Raw genomic sequence first — 14,854 nt, 5'->3', positions numbered from 1 at the left:
CTCAGGCATAGTCGGCGCGGTTGATCCCATGCCGAGCGAGCTTGTCGTAGAAGGTCTTTCGGGGGATGCCGAGCGCTTCGATCGTGCGCCGGACATCGCCGTCGTGATCGGCGAGCGCCTGGCGCAGCTGCTCCGCCTCAAATCGTTCCATCCGTTCCGGCAGGCTGCGCGCCTCCCGAGGCGGCGCTGCAACGATCATGGGCTGCGCCGGCTCCAGCCCCAGCACGAAGCGCTCCGCAAAGTGATGAAGCTCGCGGACATTGCCCGGCCAGGGACGCGTCTTGAGATCGGCCGTCAGCCCGGCGGGGACTTCCGGCGTCTCCCGCCCGAAGCGAGCCGCCGCCTTGGCGACGAAATGCGAAAAAAGCAGCGGAATGTCCTCGGCGCGTTCGCGCAGCGGCGGGATCGACAACGTCACCACATTCAGCCGATAATAGAGATCCTCGCGAAAATCCCTGCGCGCGGCGGGATCGCCGAGATCCACCTTCGCCGCGGCCACCACGCGCAGATCCACCGGCCTGACCTCGTTGACGCCCAGCGGCGAGATCTCCCGCATTTCCAAAACGCGCAACATCTTCACCTGGGTGGTCAAAGGCATGCTCTCGATCTCGTCGAGAAACAACGTGCCGCCGCTCGAATATTCGATCCGGCCGACGCGACGCTTCTGCGCGCCGGTGAAAGCGCCCTGTTCATGGCCGAACAATTCGCTTTCGATCACGCTTTCCGGCAGCGCGCCGCTATTGAGCGCCACGAACTGGCCGCGCCGGCGCTTGCTCCAGCGATGCAGCAGGCTCGCCACCACTTCCTTGCCGCTGCCGGTCTCGCCGCGCACCAGCACGTCGACATCGGTGTCGGCGATCTGGCGGATCGTGCCGCGCAGCCGCTCCATGGCCGGCGTCTGGCCGATCAGCGGCAGATCGTCGGCGCTCTCGTCGAGGCTGCGGCGCAGCGCCCGGTTTTCCAGAATGAGCGCCCGCTTCTCCAGCGCCCGCATCAGGCTTTGCACCAGTCGATCGGCCGCAAAAGGCTTGGCGATGAAATCGTAGACGCCGTTCTGCAGCGCCGCTACCGCCATCGGGATGTCGCCATGCCCGGTCATCAGGATCACCGGCAGATCGGGATCGCGCGCCTTGATCGCGGCGTGCAGTTGCAGCCCGTCCATGCCGGGCATACGGATGTCGCTGACCACCACGCCGGCGAAATCGGGACCGATCGCGGCGAGCCCCGGCGCGGCTGCTGCAAAAGCCGATACGTCGAGACCGGCCAGTTCGAGCGTCTGCGTCAGCGCCGCGCGCAAATCGGCGTCGTCGTCGCAGAGAAGGACGGAGCGGGTCGCGGTCATGCCTGATCCTTTGTCAGCAGAATGGTGAAGCAGCTTCCCGAAGGGCCAGTTTCCACCGAGATGTCGCCGCCGTAATCGCCGAGGATCTCCTTGGAGATCACCAGTCCCAGGCCCAGTCCGCGCGGTTTGGACGTGTTGAACGGCGTAAACAGCTGTTCGAGAATGTCGGGCGCGACGCCCGGCCCGTTATCCTCCACGAGAACGGCGACGCGTTCGCCGCGATCTTCCGCCCGCACGCTGACGCGCGGCGCCGGCGTATGCTCGATGGCTTCGAGCGCATTCTGCATCAGGTTGATCAGCACCTGTTCGAGCCGGATGCGGTCGACCTTGAGGCGAATGTCGGGCTCCGGCTTTTCGAGGATCAGCGCGTCGAGCCTATGGGCAAACCGGCTTTTGAGCAGCATCAGCGCCCCGTCCATCGCCTCGCCGAGGCTGACGGCCGCAGCCGGTCCGCGTCCCTTGCGGGCCAAAGCCTTGAGATCCTCTGTGATGGCGCCGATCCGTTCCGTCAGGCCGGCGATCGCCTCCATATTGCCGCTGGCCTTGTCGAGGCTGCCGCGGTCGAGGAAGACGCGGGCATTGTCGGCGTAAGCGCGGATCGTGGCGACGGGCTGGTTGATCTCATGCGCCACGCCGGCCGCGACCTGTCCCAGGATCGCCAGCCGGTTGGCGGCCACCAGATCCTGCTGCACCACCTGCAGCCGCTTTTCGGTGTCGCGATGCCCGGTGATCTCGGCCTCCAGCCGGTCGCGCGCCAAGGTCAGGTCGCGGGTGCGGGCTTCGACCCGCGCCTCGAGCGCGGCCTGCTGCGCCTGCGCCGCCGTAAGCCGCGCCGCGATCCGGCGCCGGCGTTCCAAAAACACGGCCGCCAGCGCGATCAGCGGCGCAAACAACGCGAAGGCGGCCAGCATATTCTGCCGCGCCGCAGCCGGCACGGGATCGGTCGACACCAGATATTCCAGCACCCAGGGCGTCGTCGGAGCCTGCGCCCTCAGCCTGAGAAACGAGCCTTGGCGCCCGTCCGGCAAGTCTACGCGGATTTCGGCGTCGTCGCCGGTGACGTCGTCGTCCTGGCGGAAGGGCAGGGGCGTCAGCGGCGCGTCGCCGAATTGCAGGCTTTCGCGAATGGTGGCGATGCGGTTCTCCGGCAGGCGCGCCATGGTGTGGAAGCGCCAGTCGGCGACGGTGGTGATCAGCGCTACGCCGCGATTGTCGACCACCAGCGCCGGCCGGCCGCTGTCGCGCCAGTCGGCTTCCAGCCGGTCGAACTCCATTTTGACCACGACCACGCCGAGCGACCGCCCCGCCCCGTCGACCCGACGAGAAATATAGAGACCCGGTCGTCGCGACACATTGCCGAGCGCGAATTGCTCGGCCACGCCCGTCGCCATCGCCTCGCGGAAGTAATCGCGGAATGCGTAATTGCTGCCGACGAAGGAATCGGGCTGGCGCCAGTTGCTCGACGCGATCGTCTGTCCCGACGGCGCGATGACATAGATCACCGACACCTGGCTGCCGCCCACCAGGCTTTCGAGCTTGCGATTGACCCGGTCGATGGCGGGCGGGTCGGGCGCGACGAGCATGTCTAGAATGTCTCGATCCTGCGAGAGCACCAGCGGCAGCGCGCGCGGACGTTCGAGCACGGCCCGCAACAGCGCCACCTTCAGATTGGCTTCCGTCATTCCCTGGCGCTTCAAGTCCTGGGTCGCGGTGAACCGCCCATAGACGCCGGCCGCATATATGGCGCCGATCAGCGCGATCAGGCCGGCTATGGCCAGCAGGCTCAGCGCCCGCCGGGCGGCGCGCGCCTCTGTTCGCGGCTGACGATCGATGTCCGGGTCCTTCTCTGCCATGGCCCATTTGTGCGTAAATCCACACGAAAATCAACCTTACCTGTGCGAGTTTTCGCACTTCGAAGCCGACCCTGACACGGAGACGGAAAAATAAATTATATAAAACAATGATATAATGAAGGACGCGCCGTATGGCACGACCCTTGCAAAACCTCCGACGGACGCCCGGAAGGCCGTCGACCCGTCAACGTCTCCGCCCCGGGAGGCCGCTAGAAGCGGTTGGGGCGCGCTGGAGGATACGCACATGCATGCATCTTTCGCATCGGCTGAAGAGCCGGTCGCCAAGCGGCCGTTCTATCGCCAACTCTATGTCCAGGTTCTCGCGGCCATCGCCGCCGGCATCCTGCTCGGTCATTTCTATCCGGAGCTCGGCGCCAGCCTGAAGCCGCTGGGCGACGCCTTCATCAAGCTGGTGAAGATGATCATCGCTCCGGTGATTTTTCTCACCGTCGCCACCGGAATCGCCGGCATGTCGGATCTGAAGAAGGTCGGACGGGTCGCGGGCAAGGCGATGATCTACTTCCTGACCTTCTCGACGCTGGCGCTGATCGTCGGCTTGATCGTCTCCAATATCGTCCAGCCGGGCTCGGGCATGCATATCGATCCGGCCTCGCTCGACGCCAAGGCGGTGCATGATTACACGGAGAAGGCCCATGATCAGTCGATCATCGGCTTTCTGATGGGCGTCATTCCCAAGACCATTGTCGGAGCCTTCGCCGAAGGGGATATCCTGCAGGTTCTGTTCTTCTCCATCCTGTTCGGCGTCTCGCTCGCCATGGTCGGCGACAAGGCCAAGCCCGTCACCGATCTCCTGCAGGCCGTCATGGCGCCGATGTTTAAGCTGGTGGCGATCCTGATGAAGGCCGCGCCGATCGGCGCCTTCGGCGCCATGGCCTTCACCATCGGCAAATACGGCATCGGTTCGATCGCCAATCTCGCCATGCTGATGGGCACGTTCTACGTCACGTCCTTCCTGTTCGTGGCGGTCGTGCTTGGCGCAGTGGCCCGCTACAACGGCTTCTCGCTGCTCGCCCTTCTGCGCTACATCAAGGAAGAGCTGCTGCTGGTGCTCGGCACGTCCTCGTCGGAAGCCGCTCTGCCCGGTCTGATGAACAAGATGGAGCGCGCCGGCTGCAAGCGCTCGGTCGTGGGTCTGGTCATTCCGACCGGCTATTCCTTCAATCTCGACGGCACCAATATCTACATGACGCTGGCCGCGCTGTTCATCGCCCAGGCCACCGACACGCCGCTGTCGCTCGGCGACCAGGTGCTGCTGCTCTTGGTGGCGATGCTGAGCTCCAAGGGCGCGGCCGGCATCACCGGCGCCGGCTTCATCACGCTTGCCGCCACGCTGTCGGTCGTCCCGACCGTTCCGGTCGCCGGCATGGCGCTGATCCTAGGCATCGACCGCTTCATGTCGGAATGCCGCGCGATCACAAACTTCATCGGCAATGCGGTGGCGACCGTGGTGGTGGCGCGCTGGGAAAACGAGCTCGACGTCGAGACGTTCAACGCGGCCCTCGCCGGCAACCCGCAGCCGGCGCAAGACTTCATCGACGCGCGCCCCGTTCCTGCCGAGTGATCTCAACTCTCCCAAGACGCGGCAGCCGAAGGCGGTCTCCCCGGAGGCCGCCTTCCTTGTTCAGGGCTGCGGCCAATAGCCGTCGTCGGTGAAATCCGGAGGCGGCGCGGAAAGCGCAGACAGCTTCAGCGCGACGAATTCGATCTGCAGTCTGAGCCGTTCGATGGTTTTAGGAATGGGTTCGCCGGTCGCCAGCATTCGCGCCCTGTAGACGTCGTAGCCGAGCGCCGAAATGCGCCGGCGCGCCTCTTCGACGATGGTTCGTGAAGAGGTCTGCTGCGGTCGGCCGGCCAGCCCGCCCTGAATGATCTGGAAATGCATGCGCCCCTCGCATGGTCGTGAAAGGGGCATCTTGCGAAAGCGAGCTTGCGCGGCGCTCGCCGCCGTCAGAGATCCGTTCTGGCGTCCGGCGATCGCTCGATATGAACGACCTCTTCGGTTTGTTTGTCGACGGGCGGAATGCCGCGCTCAGCCAGCCGGTCGGTCATCACCTCGCGCCGGCCCTCTTCCTGCAGAGGCTGGCTTCCAACGATCTCGGCCGCGAACTGCTTGAAAAATCCTCGTATCTTCAACAACATATTCGCATCCTCAAGTCGCGTCGCCGGGGCTTTGGTCGATTGCGTGCGGGGTGGGCTGCGTCGGGGCCGCATTTTGCGAATGGAAGAGATCGTTGCTCGAAAACAGTGCGACCAGCACGACAACCACCACCACGGCGGCGAAAAAAAACCATAAAGCCCGGTTTGATCCACGTTCATTCTGCATCGCTCGCTCCTTTTATCTGTCGCCAACTAACCCGCGAGACGCCCTGGCGTTCCCAGTATCTTTCTGCGCCGCGTTCTCGTCGTCCGAAAGACTTTGGAATGCGGGGGCGTTGTGTTACGACTGCTTCGTAAGTTCCAGGATTTGAAACTGCATGCGCGCAATGTATTACGAACGCTTCGGCGAGACGCCCGAAATCCGGGCGGTCGCCGATCCCGCCCCGTCGCGATCGGGCGTCGTGATAGACGTCAAGGCCGCCGGCCTTTGTCGCAGCGACTGGCACGGCTGGAAAGGCCATGACCCGGACATCCGTCTGCCGCATGTGCCCGGTCACGAATTCGCCGGCGTCGTCGCCGCGGTCGGTTCGGAGGTGAAAGCCTTCCGTCCCGGCGACCGCGTCACCGTTCCCTTCGTCTCCGGTTGCGGCCATTGCCGCGAATGCCGCTCCGGCAATCAGCAGGTCTGCGAGGAGCAGTTCCAGCCCGGCTTCACCCATTGGGGATGCTTCGCCGAATATGTCGCGATCGATTACGCCGAGAACAATCTGGTCCGCCTCGACGAGCGCATCGATTTCGCCACGGCCGCCAGCCTCGGCTGCCGCTTCGCCACCTCCTTCCGCGCAGTGGTCGATCAGGGCCGCATCCGTGGCGGCGAATGGCTGGCCGTGCACGGTTGCGGCGGCGTCGGCCTGTCCGCCATCATGATCGGCGCGGCGATGGGCGCCAATGTCGTCGCCATAGACATCGCCGCGGACAAGCTCGACTACGCCCGCCGCCTCGGCGCGTCCGCGACGCTGAACAGCCGGGAGATCGACGATATCCCATCGGCCGTGAAAGATCTGACCCAGGGTGGCGCGCATGTGTCGATCGACGCGCTCGGCCATCCGCAGACCTGCTTCAATTCGATTTCCAATCTCCGTCGTCGCGGCCGCCACGTCCAGGTCGGTCTGATGCTGGCCGATCACGCCCGCCCGATGATCCCGATGGCGCAGGTGATTTCGCATGAACTGGAGATCTACGGCAGCCATGGCATGCAAGCCTGGCGCTATGAGGATATGCTGGAAATGATCCTGTCCGGCCGGCTCGATCCCTCGGCGCTGATCGGCGCCCGCCTGTCGCTGAGCGAAGCCGTCCCCGCGCTGGTCGGGATGGACCGCTTCGCCGACAGGGGCATTCAGGTCATCGAGCGTTTCGAGCGATGAAAATTGACATAGAGCAAAGACCGGGACCGGCGGCATGCTTATGTGAGACATGATCCGATTTGGGTGGGAGTGATGGGCAAGTTGCTTGAGTTCCAGCAGATGACGTCGCCGATGAGCGCCGAGGACGAAGCGAAGCGGGTCGAGGGCGTCCGGGGCTTGCTCTCGCTCGGCCTTCGCGACGATGTCGCCCTCCAGGGCGTCGTCACCGCGCTTGCGGCCTTGTTCGATGTCACGGTCGCCGCGTTGACGCTCGTCGATCGCGATCGTGTGATTTTCATCGTGCAGCATGGTCTGCGCCGGCAGGACATGCCGCGCAGAGGATCGTTCTGCGCGACGACCATTCTCTCCGACGATGTCCTGGTCGTTCCCGACGGCGCCGCCGATCTTCGTTTCGCCGACCGCCCGATCGTCGACGCCCAGCCGCGCATGCGCTTTTACGCCGGCGCGCCTCTGGTGAGTCCTGAAGGACATCGCGTCGGCGCGCTATGCGTGCTCGACCCCAAGCCGCGCGCGGACATCACGGATCACCAAAAGGCCGCGCTCCAAGCTCTGGCGACCTTGGCGATGGACCGGATCTGCGCCTTGCGCGACGCCTGGAGCCGCGCGAGCGCCCTGGATTGTTTCGAGACGGAGACGCGGCCCATGCTGGCGGTCAACGCCGCAGGCGCCATCGAATACGCCAATGTCTCCGCCGCCGGACTTCTCGGGCGCGAACAGGCCGAGATCTGCGGGCTGGCCTTCGATACGGTGATTGCGCCGGGACCGCTCAACGCCGGTTGCGAAACATTGATGTCGGTCTACGCGCATGGGCGCGATTCCCATGTCAGCAAGCCGCTGTTCCGCACCGCCAATCTCGGCGGCGGCGGCGAACGGGCGGTCGAAATATCCGTTCAATCCTGGGCCGCCCCGGACGGCGCCGGCATGATCGCCTTTCTTCAGCCCGCCTCGGTCCTCGCTGCCCCGTCCGACACGATGTCCTTCGTGCGGCCGGCCGCCGGCCGCAACACCCAGGCGGATCTGGCGCGCGCGCTCGATCGCGGCGAATTCCTGCTGCATTATCAGCCGCAGGTGTCGATGGACACCGGCAAGGCGCATGCGGTGGAAGCCCTGGTGCGCTGGAGCGATCCGCAACGGGGGCTTTTGCTGCCGAAGTCCTTCCTGATCGATGTCGAGGAAAACGGCTTCGCCCTGCCGCTCGGCTGGTGGATTCTCGACGAGGCGGCGGGCCAGCTCGCCGCGTGGCGCCGCCAGGGCGTGCCGCTCGAACGGGTCAGCGTCAACCTCTTCACCGCCCAGTATCGCTCCGACGCGCTGGTGCGGCGCGTGTTGCACGCCTTGTCGGTCAACAATCTCGCCCCCGAGATGATCGAGCTCGAAGTCACTGAAACCATCGCGTTGCTCAACGACGAATGCGGCCTGCGCTCGCTGCGCTGTCTCGCCGATCTCGGCGTCCGTATCGCCTTCGACGATTTCGGCACAGGTTACGCCTCGCTCAGCTCGCTGCAGCAATTTCCGCTGACGACGCTCAAGCTGGATCGCAGTTTCATCCAGAATATCCAGAGCAACCACAGCGACGCCGTGATCACCAAATCCATGATCGCGCTCGCCCGCGATCTCGGCCTCGAAAGCGTGGCCGAGGGCATAGAAACGCCGGGACAGCACGATATGCTCACCGAAATGGGATGCGCTGTGGGCCAGGGATTCCTCTATGGCCGTCCGGTCGCGGCCGAGCATCTGCCCGAACTCGTCTCGCGCCGCCAGACCGACATCCTGACGACCGTGCCGAAATCCTCCTTTTTCCATGCCTGATTTTTGCTGTATTTGAGATTGATCAAACAAGAAAACGTCATGGCGCCTCAAAATGCCGTGACGTCGCGCATCGTCTGCGGCCGTTGATGTCTTCAGCCTATGTTCGGGAGCAGGCATGGAAGCCTATTCAGTTCGACCCATCATGGAAGCCGACATCCTCCCATGCCAGGTGCTTGTCGAGGGCGGCGGCGTCGGGATCGCCGCCGAGGAGTGGCGTGTCTTCGTGCGGCGCATCATCGAATGGCGCGGCGCCACCGGCCTGCATGACGAGGTGCATGTGGCCGTGGATCAACGCGGCGTCGTCAAGGGCCTCGTCGTGTCGCAGGCCATCCAGAGCATGCTTTTCGGCCGCACGCTCGATGCGCCGGTGTTCCTGACCGCGAGCGCTGCCGATGAGGACGGCGTGATCGCAGCCCTCCTCGGCAAATTGTCCGAGCGCGCCCGTGTCTCGAACTGCAGACAGATGCGGATCTGGTCGCCGGGAGGCGAGGCGTGGCGACGCGTCGCCGAAAAGGCCGAGGGCGCGATCACCTTCGCCGGTCTCTGCGTCAATGTCATGGTCTGACCGCATCAGGAAGGCTCCAGCCGCGACGTGAAGACATAGCCTATTCCGCGAACCGATTTGATGATCTGCGGATTGGCCGGATCGTCTTCGATCTTCTTTCTCAAGCGGGCGATCTGGGCGTCGATGGTGCGGTCGAAAGCCTCCAGGTTGCGGCCCCGGGTCAGGTCCATCAGCCGGTCCCGGCTCAGCACGCGGCCGGCATTGCGCGCCATCACCGCGAGCATGTCGAATTCGCCGGTGGTGAGATCCACCATCTGCCCGTCGGCGCGGGTGAGCGAGCGCCGGGACAGATCCAGCGTCCAGCCTTCAAAGATCACCTGATCGGCCTCGGCCGGCGCTTCCTGGCGCGGCGGCGCGCGCCGGCGCAGCACGGTGCGGATCCGCGCCAGTACTTCACGGAGATGGAAAGGCTTGCTCATATAATCGTCGGCGCCGAGTTCGAGTCCGACGATGCGGTCGAGCACGTCGTCCTTGCCCGTCAGCATGATGATGGGAGTTTCGAATCGCGCCCTGATATCCCGGGCCAGCTCGAGCCCGCTTTCGCCGGGCAGCATCAGGTCGAGCAGGACGATGTCGAAAGCGTCGCTTCTCAGCGCGTCGCGCATGGCGGCGCCATCGGCGACGGCGGTCACGCGATAGCCCTCATCCTCGAAATAGCGCGCCAGCATCTGTCGGATGCGCTGGTCGTCGTCGACAACGAGAATGTGCTCCTTCTGACTGGACGCCCCGGTCATTCTGTCATCACTTTCCGCTGGATTCGGCTTGTTACAAACTGTCACACGATTGCACGTTTCATAACAGACAAATCGTCCGTGTGTAACGCGGCGAGTGGATATTGGCGACAACAGACGAGGAGAATTCACATGTTGTCGGAAGCAGCTTCCTTTTGCCGTCCCCTGAACGCCGCCAAGTCCATGGCGCCCGAAGTCACCTTGTCGTCGATCTTTTCCGATCGCCCGGCCGAATCCTTCGCGGCGGGATGCGGCCTGGTCTGGGAGGGCGATCCCGCCAGTCACGTGTTCGAGGTCGTCGAAGGCGTTCTGCGGGTGTTCCGCATCATCGGCGATGGCCGGCGCGCCATCACCGGCTTTCTCTATCCCGGCGACATCCTGGGCGTATCCATTCGCGACCGCTATCTCTACAGCGCCGAAGCCGTCAACTCGGTGAAAGTGCGCCGTTTCTCAGCAGCCTCCTTCCAGCAGGCCATCAATCTGTCGCCCGAGCTGAGACCGCAATTTTTTGCCAAGCTCTGCGACGAAATGGCTGGCGCGCAGGAACAAATGGTGATGTTATCGCGCAAGAACGCCGAAGAGCGCATTTGCACCTTCCTGATGCGCCTGGCGGACAGGAGGCCGGGGGGGCGCTCCGACACAATGGAGATCGACGTGCCCATGACGCGGCTGGACATGGCCGACTATCTCGGCCTAACCATCGAGACCGTCTCGCGCACGATCACCAGCCTGATCGGTCGTGGCGTCATCTCCCAGCGCGGTCGGCACGATATGCGCATCCACAAATATTCCATGCTCGCGCGCCTGGCCGGCGACGGCGATGACATGAGGGGCAACGGACCTGGCGAATCCTATGCGCGCCAGGCCGTTTGGCCCGCCTGAAGCCTGAAAGGACGTCGATGTCGCCAGCCCCGCATTCGCCCACCACCGAGGCGGCATTGGAAGAAATGATGCGGCTGCTCGATCAATCGAGCGTCATCGTCCATACGATGCAGGGGGTAATCCGGCGCTGGTCGTCGGGCGCCGAGCGCCTGTTCGGCTGGACCGAGCAGGATGCGGTCGGCCAGGAAGTCCAGACCTTGCTCCAAACCGTCCTGTCCAAACCGCGCGACGTCATCCGCGCCGCTCTCCTGGAAAACGGCGTCTGGTCCGGCGAGCTGGTCCACAGGCGTCGGGACAAGTCGCAGGCGCCGGTGTCGAGCCAGCTGATCGCGATCAGCGTCGACGGCGAAAGCGAACCGCTCGTCATCCAGATCAACACCGAGATCAACGAGATCAAGGACATCCAGGTCGATCTCGCCGCGCGCGAGGCGCATCTGCGCTCGATCCTCGACACCGTGCCGGAAGCCATGGTGGTGATCGACGAGGTCGGCCGCATCACCTCCTTCAGTTCCGCCGCGGAACGCCTGTTCGGCTATGCGGCCGAGGAGGTCGAGGGGCGGAACGTTCGCATGCTGATGCCCAATCCGCATCGCGACGCCCATGATGGCTATATTTCCAATTATCTCAGGACGGGCGAACGCCGCATCATCGGCTTCGGACGGGTGGTCACCGGCCAGCGCAAGGATGGCACCACCTTCCCGATGGAGCTGGCCATCGGCGAGGCGCTCGCCAATGATCGCCGCATCTTCACCGGTTTCATCCGCGACCTCACCAGCCGTCACAAGATCGAGGAAGAACTTCGCCAGGCGCAGAAGATGGAGGCGGTCGGGCAATTGACCGGCGGCATCGCCCACGATTTCAACAATCTCTTGACGGTGATCAGCGGCAACCTCGAAATGCTCGATGCGCGACTGTCCGATCCCGGCCAGCGCAGCCTGTTGAGAGAGGCGCAGGAGGCGGCGGAGGACGGCGCCAAGCTCACCGGCCAGCTTCTGGCCTTCGGGCGCCGCCAGCCGCTCAGCCCCAAACTCGCCGATATCGGCCAGCTCGTCTCGGGTTTCGCCGATCTCCTGCGCCGTGCGGTGGGCGAAAGCGTCGAGTTGCGGCTGGTCATCAAGGGCGGCCCGAACCAGACGCTGGTCGACGGCTCGCAACTTCAAAACGCGCTGCTCAATCTGGCGCTCAATGCGCGCGACGCCATGCCGCGCGGCGGCCTGCTGACGCTCGAAATCGCCCGCTTGCGGCTGGACGTCGATTACGCCCAGATGTATCCGGAAGTGCGCACCGGCGATTATGTCGCGATCTCGGTGACCGACAACGGCGTCGGCATGAGCGAAGAGGTCAAAGCCAAGGCGTTCGAACCCTTCTTCACCACCAAGCAGGTCGGCTCCGGCTCCGGCCTCGGCCTCAGCATGGTCTACGGTTTCGTCAAACAATCGGGCGGCCATATTCAGATCTACAGCGAACCGGGTCTCGGCGCGAGCGTCAGGCTGTTTCTGCCGGTGGTGGGCGTAGCGGCCGAAGGGCCGGTCGAGGATGAACGCCCGCACGACGACGAGCCTCAGGCGGCGCCGCGCGGCTATGAGACGATCCTGGTGGTGGAGGACGATCCGCGGGTCCGGCGGGTGACCGTCGGCCGCCTGGTGTCGGCCGGCTATGACGTGGTCGAAGCCGGCAACGGCCCCGAGGCCATAGAGATCCTCGAAACGCATCCGGACATCAATCTGCTGTTCACCGACATCGTCATGCCCGGCGGCATGCACGGCGGCGAACTCGCCGATGTGGCGCGCAAGCTTCGCCCGGACCTGAAGGTGCTGTTCACCTCCGGTTACGCCGAGCCCAGCATCGCGGGGCGCGAAATGGTCAACGAAGAGACCTGGCTCAAGAAGCCCTACACCGCCACGGAACTCGCCCTTCGCCTGCGCCAGCTCCTCGATTGATCGTCTCAGACGCCGGCGGCCCTTTGCGCCATGTCAAGGCGCAGCCTGGTTCTCCCGCATAGTCAGTGCCTTGGCAATCTGCTGAAAGGAACTGGAAATGCATGCATTCGTCAAAGCCGCCGCCGGCGCGGCCCTGTTCGCCGCTTTGATGGCGGGCTCCGCTCTCGCCGCCGATGTCGAGGTCCATATGCTCAACAAGGGCAAGGACGGCGCTATGGTGTTCGAGCCCGGCTTCGTGAAAGTCGCGCCAGGCGACAGCGTCACCTTCGTACCGACCGACAAGAGCCACAATGCCGAGAGCATCAAGGACATGATCCCGGCCGGCGCCGAACCGTTCAAGGGCAAGACCAACCAGCCCATCACGGTGACCTTCACCGCACCCGGCGCCTATGCCGTCAAATGCATGCCGCATGTCGGGATGGGCATGGTGGCTTTGGTGGTCGTCGGCGATGCGCCCGCCAATCTCGACGCCATCAAGACCGCCAAGCTGCCGAAGAAGGCCCGCGAGCGTCTCGACGCCGAGATTGCCGCCGCCGGCCTGTGAATTTTTCTCCGGCGGCGGCGCGCCGCCGTCGCCTCGCCCAGATTGATCCGCATGATTGCCTCCGCCGTAGCAAAACGGCGGAGTTCGGCGTAAAAGGCCGTTCGCGATTCTCGAGAGATGCGGCGCATGCGGATCATACTCATCATTGTCGGCTGGCTGTGCGTTGCTCTCGGCGTCATCGGCATTTTCTTGCCGTTGCTGCCGACCACGCCGTTTATCCTCCTGGCGGCCTGGCTCTTTGCGCGGGCGTCGCCGCGTTTCGAACGCTGGCTGTATGAGCATCGCGTCTTCGGACCGCCTTTGCATGCCTGGCGGGACAACCGGTCCATTCCCCGCCGCGCCAAGGTGCTGGCCATCGGCATGATGGCGGTGAGTTTCGCGAGCCTTCTCCTGCTGATACATCCGCCGCTCTGGGTGTCGCTGGTCGTGGGCGGCATATTGTCAGCCTCCGCGGTCTTCGTCGCGACACGCAATGAAGGCCGTATCGGCTGACTTATGGCATCCGGCAGCCGCAATCGGCCGTTTGCCTGCCGATCCGGCGCATTGATTCGCGTCGAGGGCTTGAAGCAGAGCGCCCCGCCCGCTATCGCCTTCATGACTTCGGACGTCTGACAGGAGAGCGATATGAGCGGCGTGGTGAAATTGAGCGTGGACAAGGCGTCCGACCTGATCTTCGACGCGCTGATCGGCGCGGGCGTGGCGGCTCGCAATGCGCGCTACTTTACCGATGCGATCCTGGAGACGGAACTGTCTGGTCTCGAAGGACACGGAATGGACTGGTTGCCGACCTATTGCGCCCATGTCGAAAGCGGCAAGGTCGACGGCGCCGCCAATCCGGCCGTCAAGCGCATGTCGCTCGTGTCTTTCCGCGTCGACGCCAAGAACGGTTTCGCCCATCCGGCCATCGAGAAGGGCTTCTCCCATCTCGTGCCGGCGGCGCAGGAATATGGCGTGGCGGCCATGGCCGTGCACAATTCCTACAATGCCGCCACGCTCGGCTTCCACACCGGCTATCTCGCCCAGCAGGGGCTGGTGGCGCTCGGCTTCGCCAATTCGCCGGCGGTGATGGCGCCGGTCGGCGGCCGCAATCCGGTGATCGGCACCAATCCCTTCTCCTTCGCCGCGCCCGGTCGCAAGGGGCGCGTCGCCTTCCTCGTCGACATGGCGTCGTCGGCCTCGTCCTGGACGGCCGTGAAGCGGGCGGCGGAAAAAGGCGAGGCGTTGCCAGCCGGCGTCGCTTTCGAACGCGGCGGCCAGCCGACCACCGACGCCAAGGCGGCGCTCGACGGCATGCTCGCGCCGTTCGGCGGGCCCAAGGGGTTTGCGCTCGGTCTCGTGGTGGAAGCCATGTCGGCGGCGCTCGCCGGCGCCAATCGGGGCGTGGAAATGGGGTCGATGTCCGAAGACGACGGATTGCCGGTCGGCTCCGGCCAGTTCTTCATCGCGCTCGAGCCGAAAATGTTTTCCGGCGGTCTGTTCGAAAAGCAGATCGAGCGCCTGATCGCCTCGATCACCTCACAGCCTGAAGCCCGCATGCCCAACGACCGCCGCGCCGCCAATCTCAAGCGCGGTTTGAAGAACGGCCTGACGATCGACAAAGCGCTTTACGACCGCATCAAGGCCTATACCGAACGCAACATCTGACG

The 14,854-nt window shown here is 64.5% G+C and carries 14 protein-coding genes; 9 read left to right on the top strand and 5 right to left on the bottom strand.

Annotation, left to right across the window (positions count from 1 at the left end; genetic code table 11):
* Position 1: 1 nt before the first annotated feature.
* Together OCK01_RS15930 and OCK01_RS15925 are read right to left on the bottom strand one after the other, a co-directional pair.
* The gene (locus tag OCK01_RS15930; protein WP_263824773.1) at positions 2 to 1,342 is read right to left on the bottom strand and encodes a sigma-54-dependent transcriptional regulator; all 1,341 of its coding nucleotides are present in this window, start codon (positions 1,340 to 1,342) and stop codon (positions 2 to 4) included.
* Positions 1,339 to 3,195, bottom strand: coding sequence for a sensor histidine kinase (locus OCK01_RS15925; protein WP_263824772.1), 1,857 nt, complete (start codon positions 3,193 to 3,195; stop codon positions 1,339 to 1,341). Before OCK01_RS15925 ends, OCK01_RS15930 begins: the two co-directional genes overlap by 4 nt.
* A gap of 244 nt (positions 3,196 to 3,439) precedes the next feature.
* Between OCK01_RS15925 and OCK01_RS15920 the strand changes: the two genes are divergently transcribed.
* Positions 3,440 to 4,777: a dicarboxylate/amino acid:cation symporter gene (locus OCK01_RS15920; protein WP_263824771.1), complete on the top strand. Its 1,338-nt coding sequence runs from the start codon at positions 3,440 to 3,442 to the stop codon at positions 4,775 to 4,777.
* Positions 4,778 to 4,837: 60 nt separating this feature from the next.
* Here OCK01_RS15920 and OCK01_RS15915 read toward each other — a convergent pair whose 3' ends face one another.
* Both OCK01_RS15915 and OCK01_RS15910 read right to left on the bottom strand, forming a co-directional pair.
* Entirely contained in the window at positions 4,838 to 5,098 is a 261-nt protein-coding gene (locus OCK01_RS15915; protein WP_182827599.1) for a hypothetical protein, read from the bottom strand.
* Positions 5,099 to 5,163: 65 nt separating this feature from the next.
* Positions 5,164 to 5,532, bottom strand: coding sequence for a hypothetical protein (locus OCK01_RS15910; RefSeq protein ID WP_263824770.1), 369 nt, complete (start codon positions 5,530 to 5,532; stop codon positions 5,164 to 5,166).
* 158 nt (positions 5,533 to 5,690) lie between these two features.
* On the opposite strand from OCK01_RS15910, the gene OCK01_RS15905 reads away from it, so the two are divergent.
* The 3 genes from OCK01_RS15905 (at position 5,691) to OCK01_RS15895 (ending at position 9,111) form a co-directional block, all read left to right on the top strand.
* Positions 5,691 to 6,737, top strand: a complete 1,047-nt coding sequence (locus OCK01_RS15905) for a zinc-dependent alcohol dehydrogenase family protein (protein ID WP_263824769.1) — start codon at positions 5,691 to 5,693, stop codon at positions 6,735 to 6,737.
* 72 nt (positions 6,738 to 6,809) lie between these two features.
* Complete coding sequence (locus OCK01_RS15900; RefSeq protein WP_263824768.1) at positions 6,810 to 8,546, top strand: EAL domain-containing protein; 1,737 nt, start codon at positions 6,810 to 6,812, stop codon at positions 8,544 to 8,546.
* 115 nt (positions 8,547 to 8,661) lie between these two features.
* Entirely contained in the window at positions 8,662 to 9,111 is a 450-nt protein-coding gene (locus tag OCK01_RS15895; protein WP_263824767.1) for a hypothetical protein, read from the top strand.
* Positions 9,112 to 9,116: 5 nt separating this feature from the next.
* Here the strand turns inward: OCK01_RS15895 and OCK01_RS15890 are convergent, their stop codons facing one another.
* A complete protein-coding gene (locus OCK01_RS15890; RefSeq protein ID WP_263824766.1) occupies positions 9,117 to 9,845 on the bottom strand; it encodes a response regulator in 729 nt (242 codons plus the stop codon).
* A 129-nt stretch (positions 9,846 to 9,974) separates the two neighbouring features.
* Between OCK01_RS15890 and OCK01_RS15885 the strand changes: the two genes are divergently transcribed.
* From OCK01_RS15885 to OCK01_RS15865, 5 genes are all read left to right on the top strand, one after another.
* Entirely contained in the window at positions 9,975 to 10,724 is a 750-nt protein-coding gene (locus tag OCK01_RS15885; RefSeq protein ID WP_263824765.1) for a Crp/Fnr family transcriptional regulator, read from the top strand.
* Positions 10,725 to 10,741: 17 nt separating this feature from the next.
* On the top strand, positions 10,742 to 12,664 hold the full coding sequence (locus OCK01_RS15880) for a PAS domain-containing sensor histidine kinase (RefSeq protein ID WP_263824764.1): 1,923 nt from the start codon (positions 10,742 to 10,744) through the stop codon (positions 12,662 to 12,664).
* 97 nt (positions 12,665 to 12,761) lie between these two features.
* Positions 12,762 to 13,208: a pseudoazurin gene (locus tag OCK01_RS15875; protein ID WP_263824763.1), complete on the top strand. Its 447-nt coding sequence runs from the start codon at positions 12,762 to 12,764 to the stop codon at positions 13,206 to 13,208.
* A 126-nt stretch (positions 13,209 to 13,334) separates the two neighbouring features.
* Entirely contained in the window at positions 13,335 to 13,700 is a 366-nt protein-coding gene (locus OCK01_RS15870) for a YbaN family protein (protein WP_182827590.1), read from the top strand.
* Positions 13,701 to 13,832: 132 nt separating this feature from the next.
* Positions 13,833 to 14,852: an Ldh family oxidoreductase gene (locus OCK01_RS15865; protein ID WP_263824762.1), complete on the top strand. Its 1,020-nt coding sequence runs from the start codon at positions 13,833 to 13,835 to the stop codon at positions 14,850 to 14,852.
* The last annotated feature ends 2 nt before the right edge of the window (positions 14,853 to 14,854 follow it).

The sequence above is a fragment of the Rhizobium sp. TRM95796 genome (assembly GCF_025779995.1).
Lineage (GTDB): Bacteria > Pseudomonadota > Alphaproteobacteria > Rhizobiales > Rhizobiaceae > Rhizobium_E.
Note: the sequence above shows the minus strand (reverse complement) of the source record. Positions and strands in the feature narration are given on the sequence as shown.

What these genes read in the sequence shown, in the direction of transcription:
- OCK01_RS15915 (WP_182827599.1), bottom strand. Translation starts at nt 5,098, where the DNA reads ATGCATTTCCAGATCATTCAGGGCGGGCTGGCCGGCCGACCGCAGCAG.
- OCK01_RS15905 (WP_263824769.1), top strand. Translation starts at nt 5,691, where the DNA reads ATGCGCGCAATGTATTACGAACGCTTCGGCGAGACGCCCGAAATCCGG.
- OCK01_RS15885 (WP_263824765.1), top strand. Translation starts at nt 9,975, where the DNA reads ATGTTGTCGGAAGCAGCTTCCTTTTGCCGTCCCCTGAACGCCGCCAAG.
- OCK01_RS15930 (WP_263824773.1), bottom strand. Translation starts at nt 1,342, where the DNA reads ATGACCGCGACCCGCTCCGTCCTTCTCTGCGACGACGACGCCGATTTG.
- OCK01_RS15875 (WP_263824763.1), top strand. Translation starts at nt 12,762, where the DNA reads ATGCATGCATTCGTCAAAGCCGCCGCCGGCGCGGCCCTGTTCGCCGCT.
- OCK01_RS15920 (WP_263824771.1), top strand. Translation starts at nt 3,440, where the DNA reads ATGCATGCATCTTTCGCATCGGCTGAAGAGCCGGTCGCCAAGCGGCCG.
- OCK01_RS15925 (WP_263824772.1), bottom strand. Translation starts at nt 3,195, where the DNA reads ATGGCAGAGAAGGACCCGGACATCGATCGTCAGCCGCGAACAGAGGCG.
- OCK01_RS15910 (WP_263824770.1), bottom strand. Translation starts at nt 5,532, where the DNA reads ATGAACGTGGATCAAACCGGGCTTTATGGTTTTTTTTCGCCGCCGTGG.
- OCK01_RS15900 (WP_263824768.1), top strand. Translation starts at nt 6,810, where the DNA reads ATGGGCAAGTTGCTTGAGTTCCAGCAGATGACGTCGCCGATGAGCGCC.
- OCK01_RS15865 (WP_263824762.1), top strand. Translation starts at nt 13,833, where the DNA reads ATGAGCGGCGTGGTGAAATTGAGCGTGGACAAGGCGTCCGACCTGATC.
- OCK01_RS15880 (WP_263824764.1), top strand. Translation starts at nt 10,742, where the DNA reads ATGTCGCCAGCCCCGCATTCGCCCACCACCGAGGCGGCATTGGAAGAA.
- OCK01_RS15870 (WP_182827590.1), top strand. Translation starts at nt 13,335, where the DNA reads ATGCGGATCATACTCATCATTGTCGGCTGGCTGTGCGTTGCTCTCGGC.
- OCK01_RS15890 (WP_263824766.1), bottom strand. Translation starts at nt 9,845, where the DNA reads ATGACCGGGGCGTCCAGTCAGAAGGAGCACATTCTCGTTGTCGACGAC.
- OCK01_RS15895 (WP_263824767.1), top strand. Translation starts at nt 8,662, where the DNA reads ATGGAAGCCTATTCAGTTCGACCCATCATGGAAGCCGACATCCTCCCA.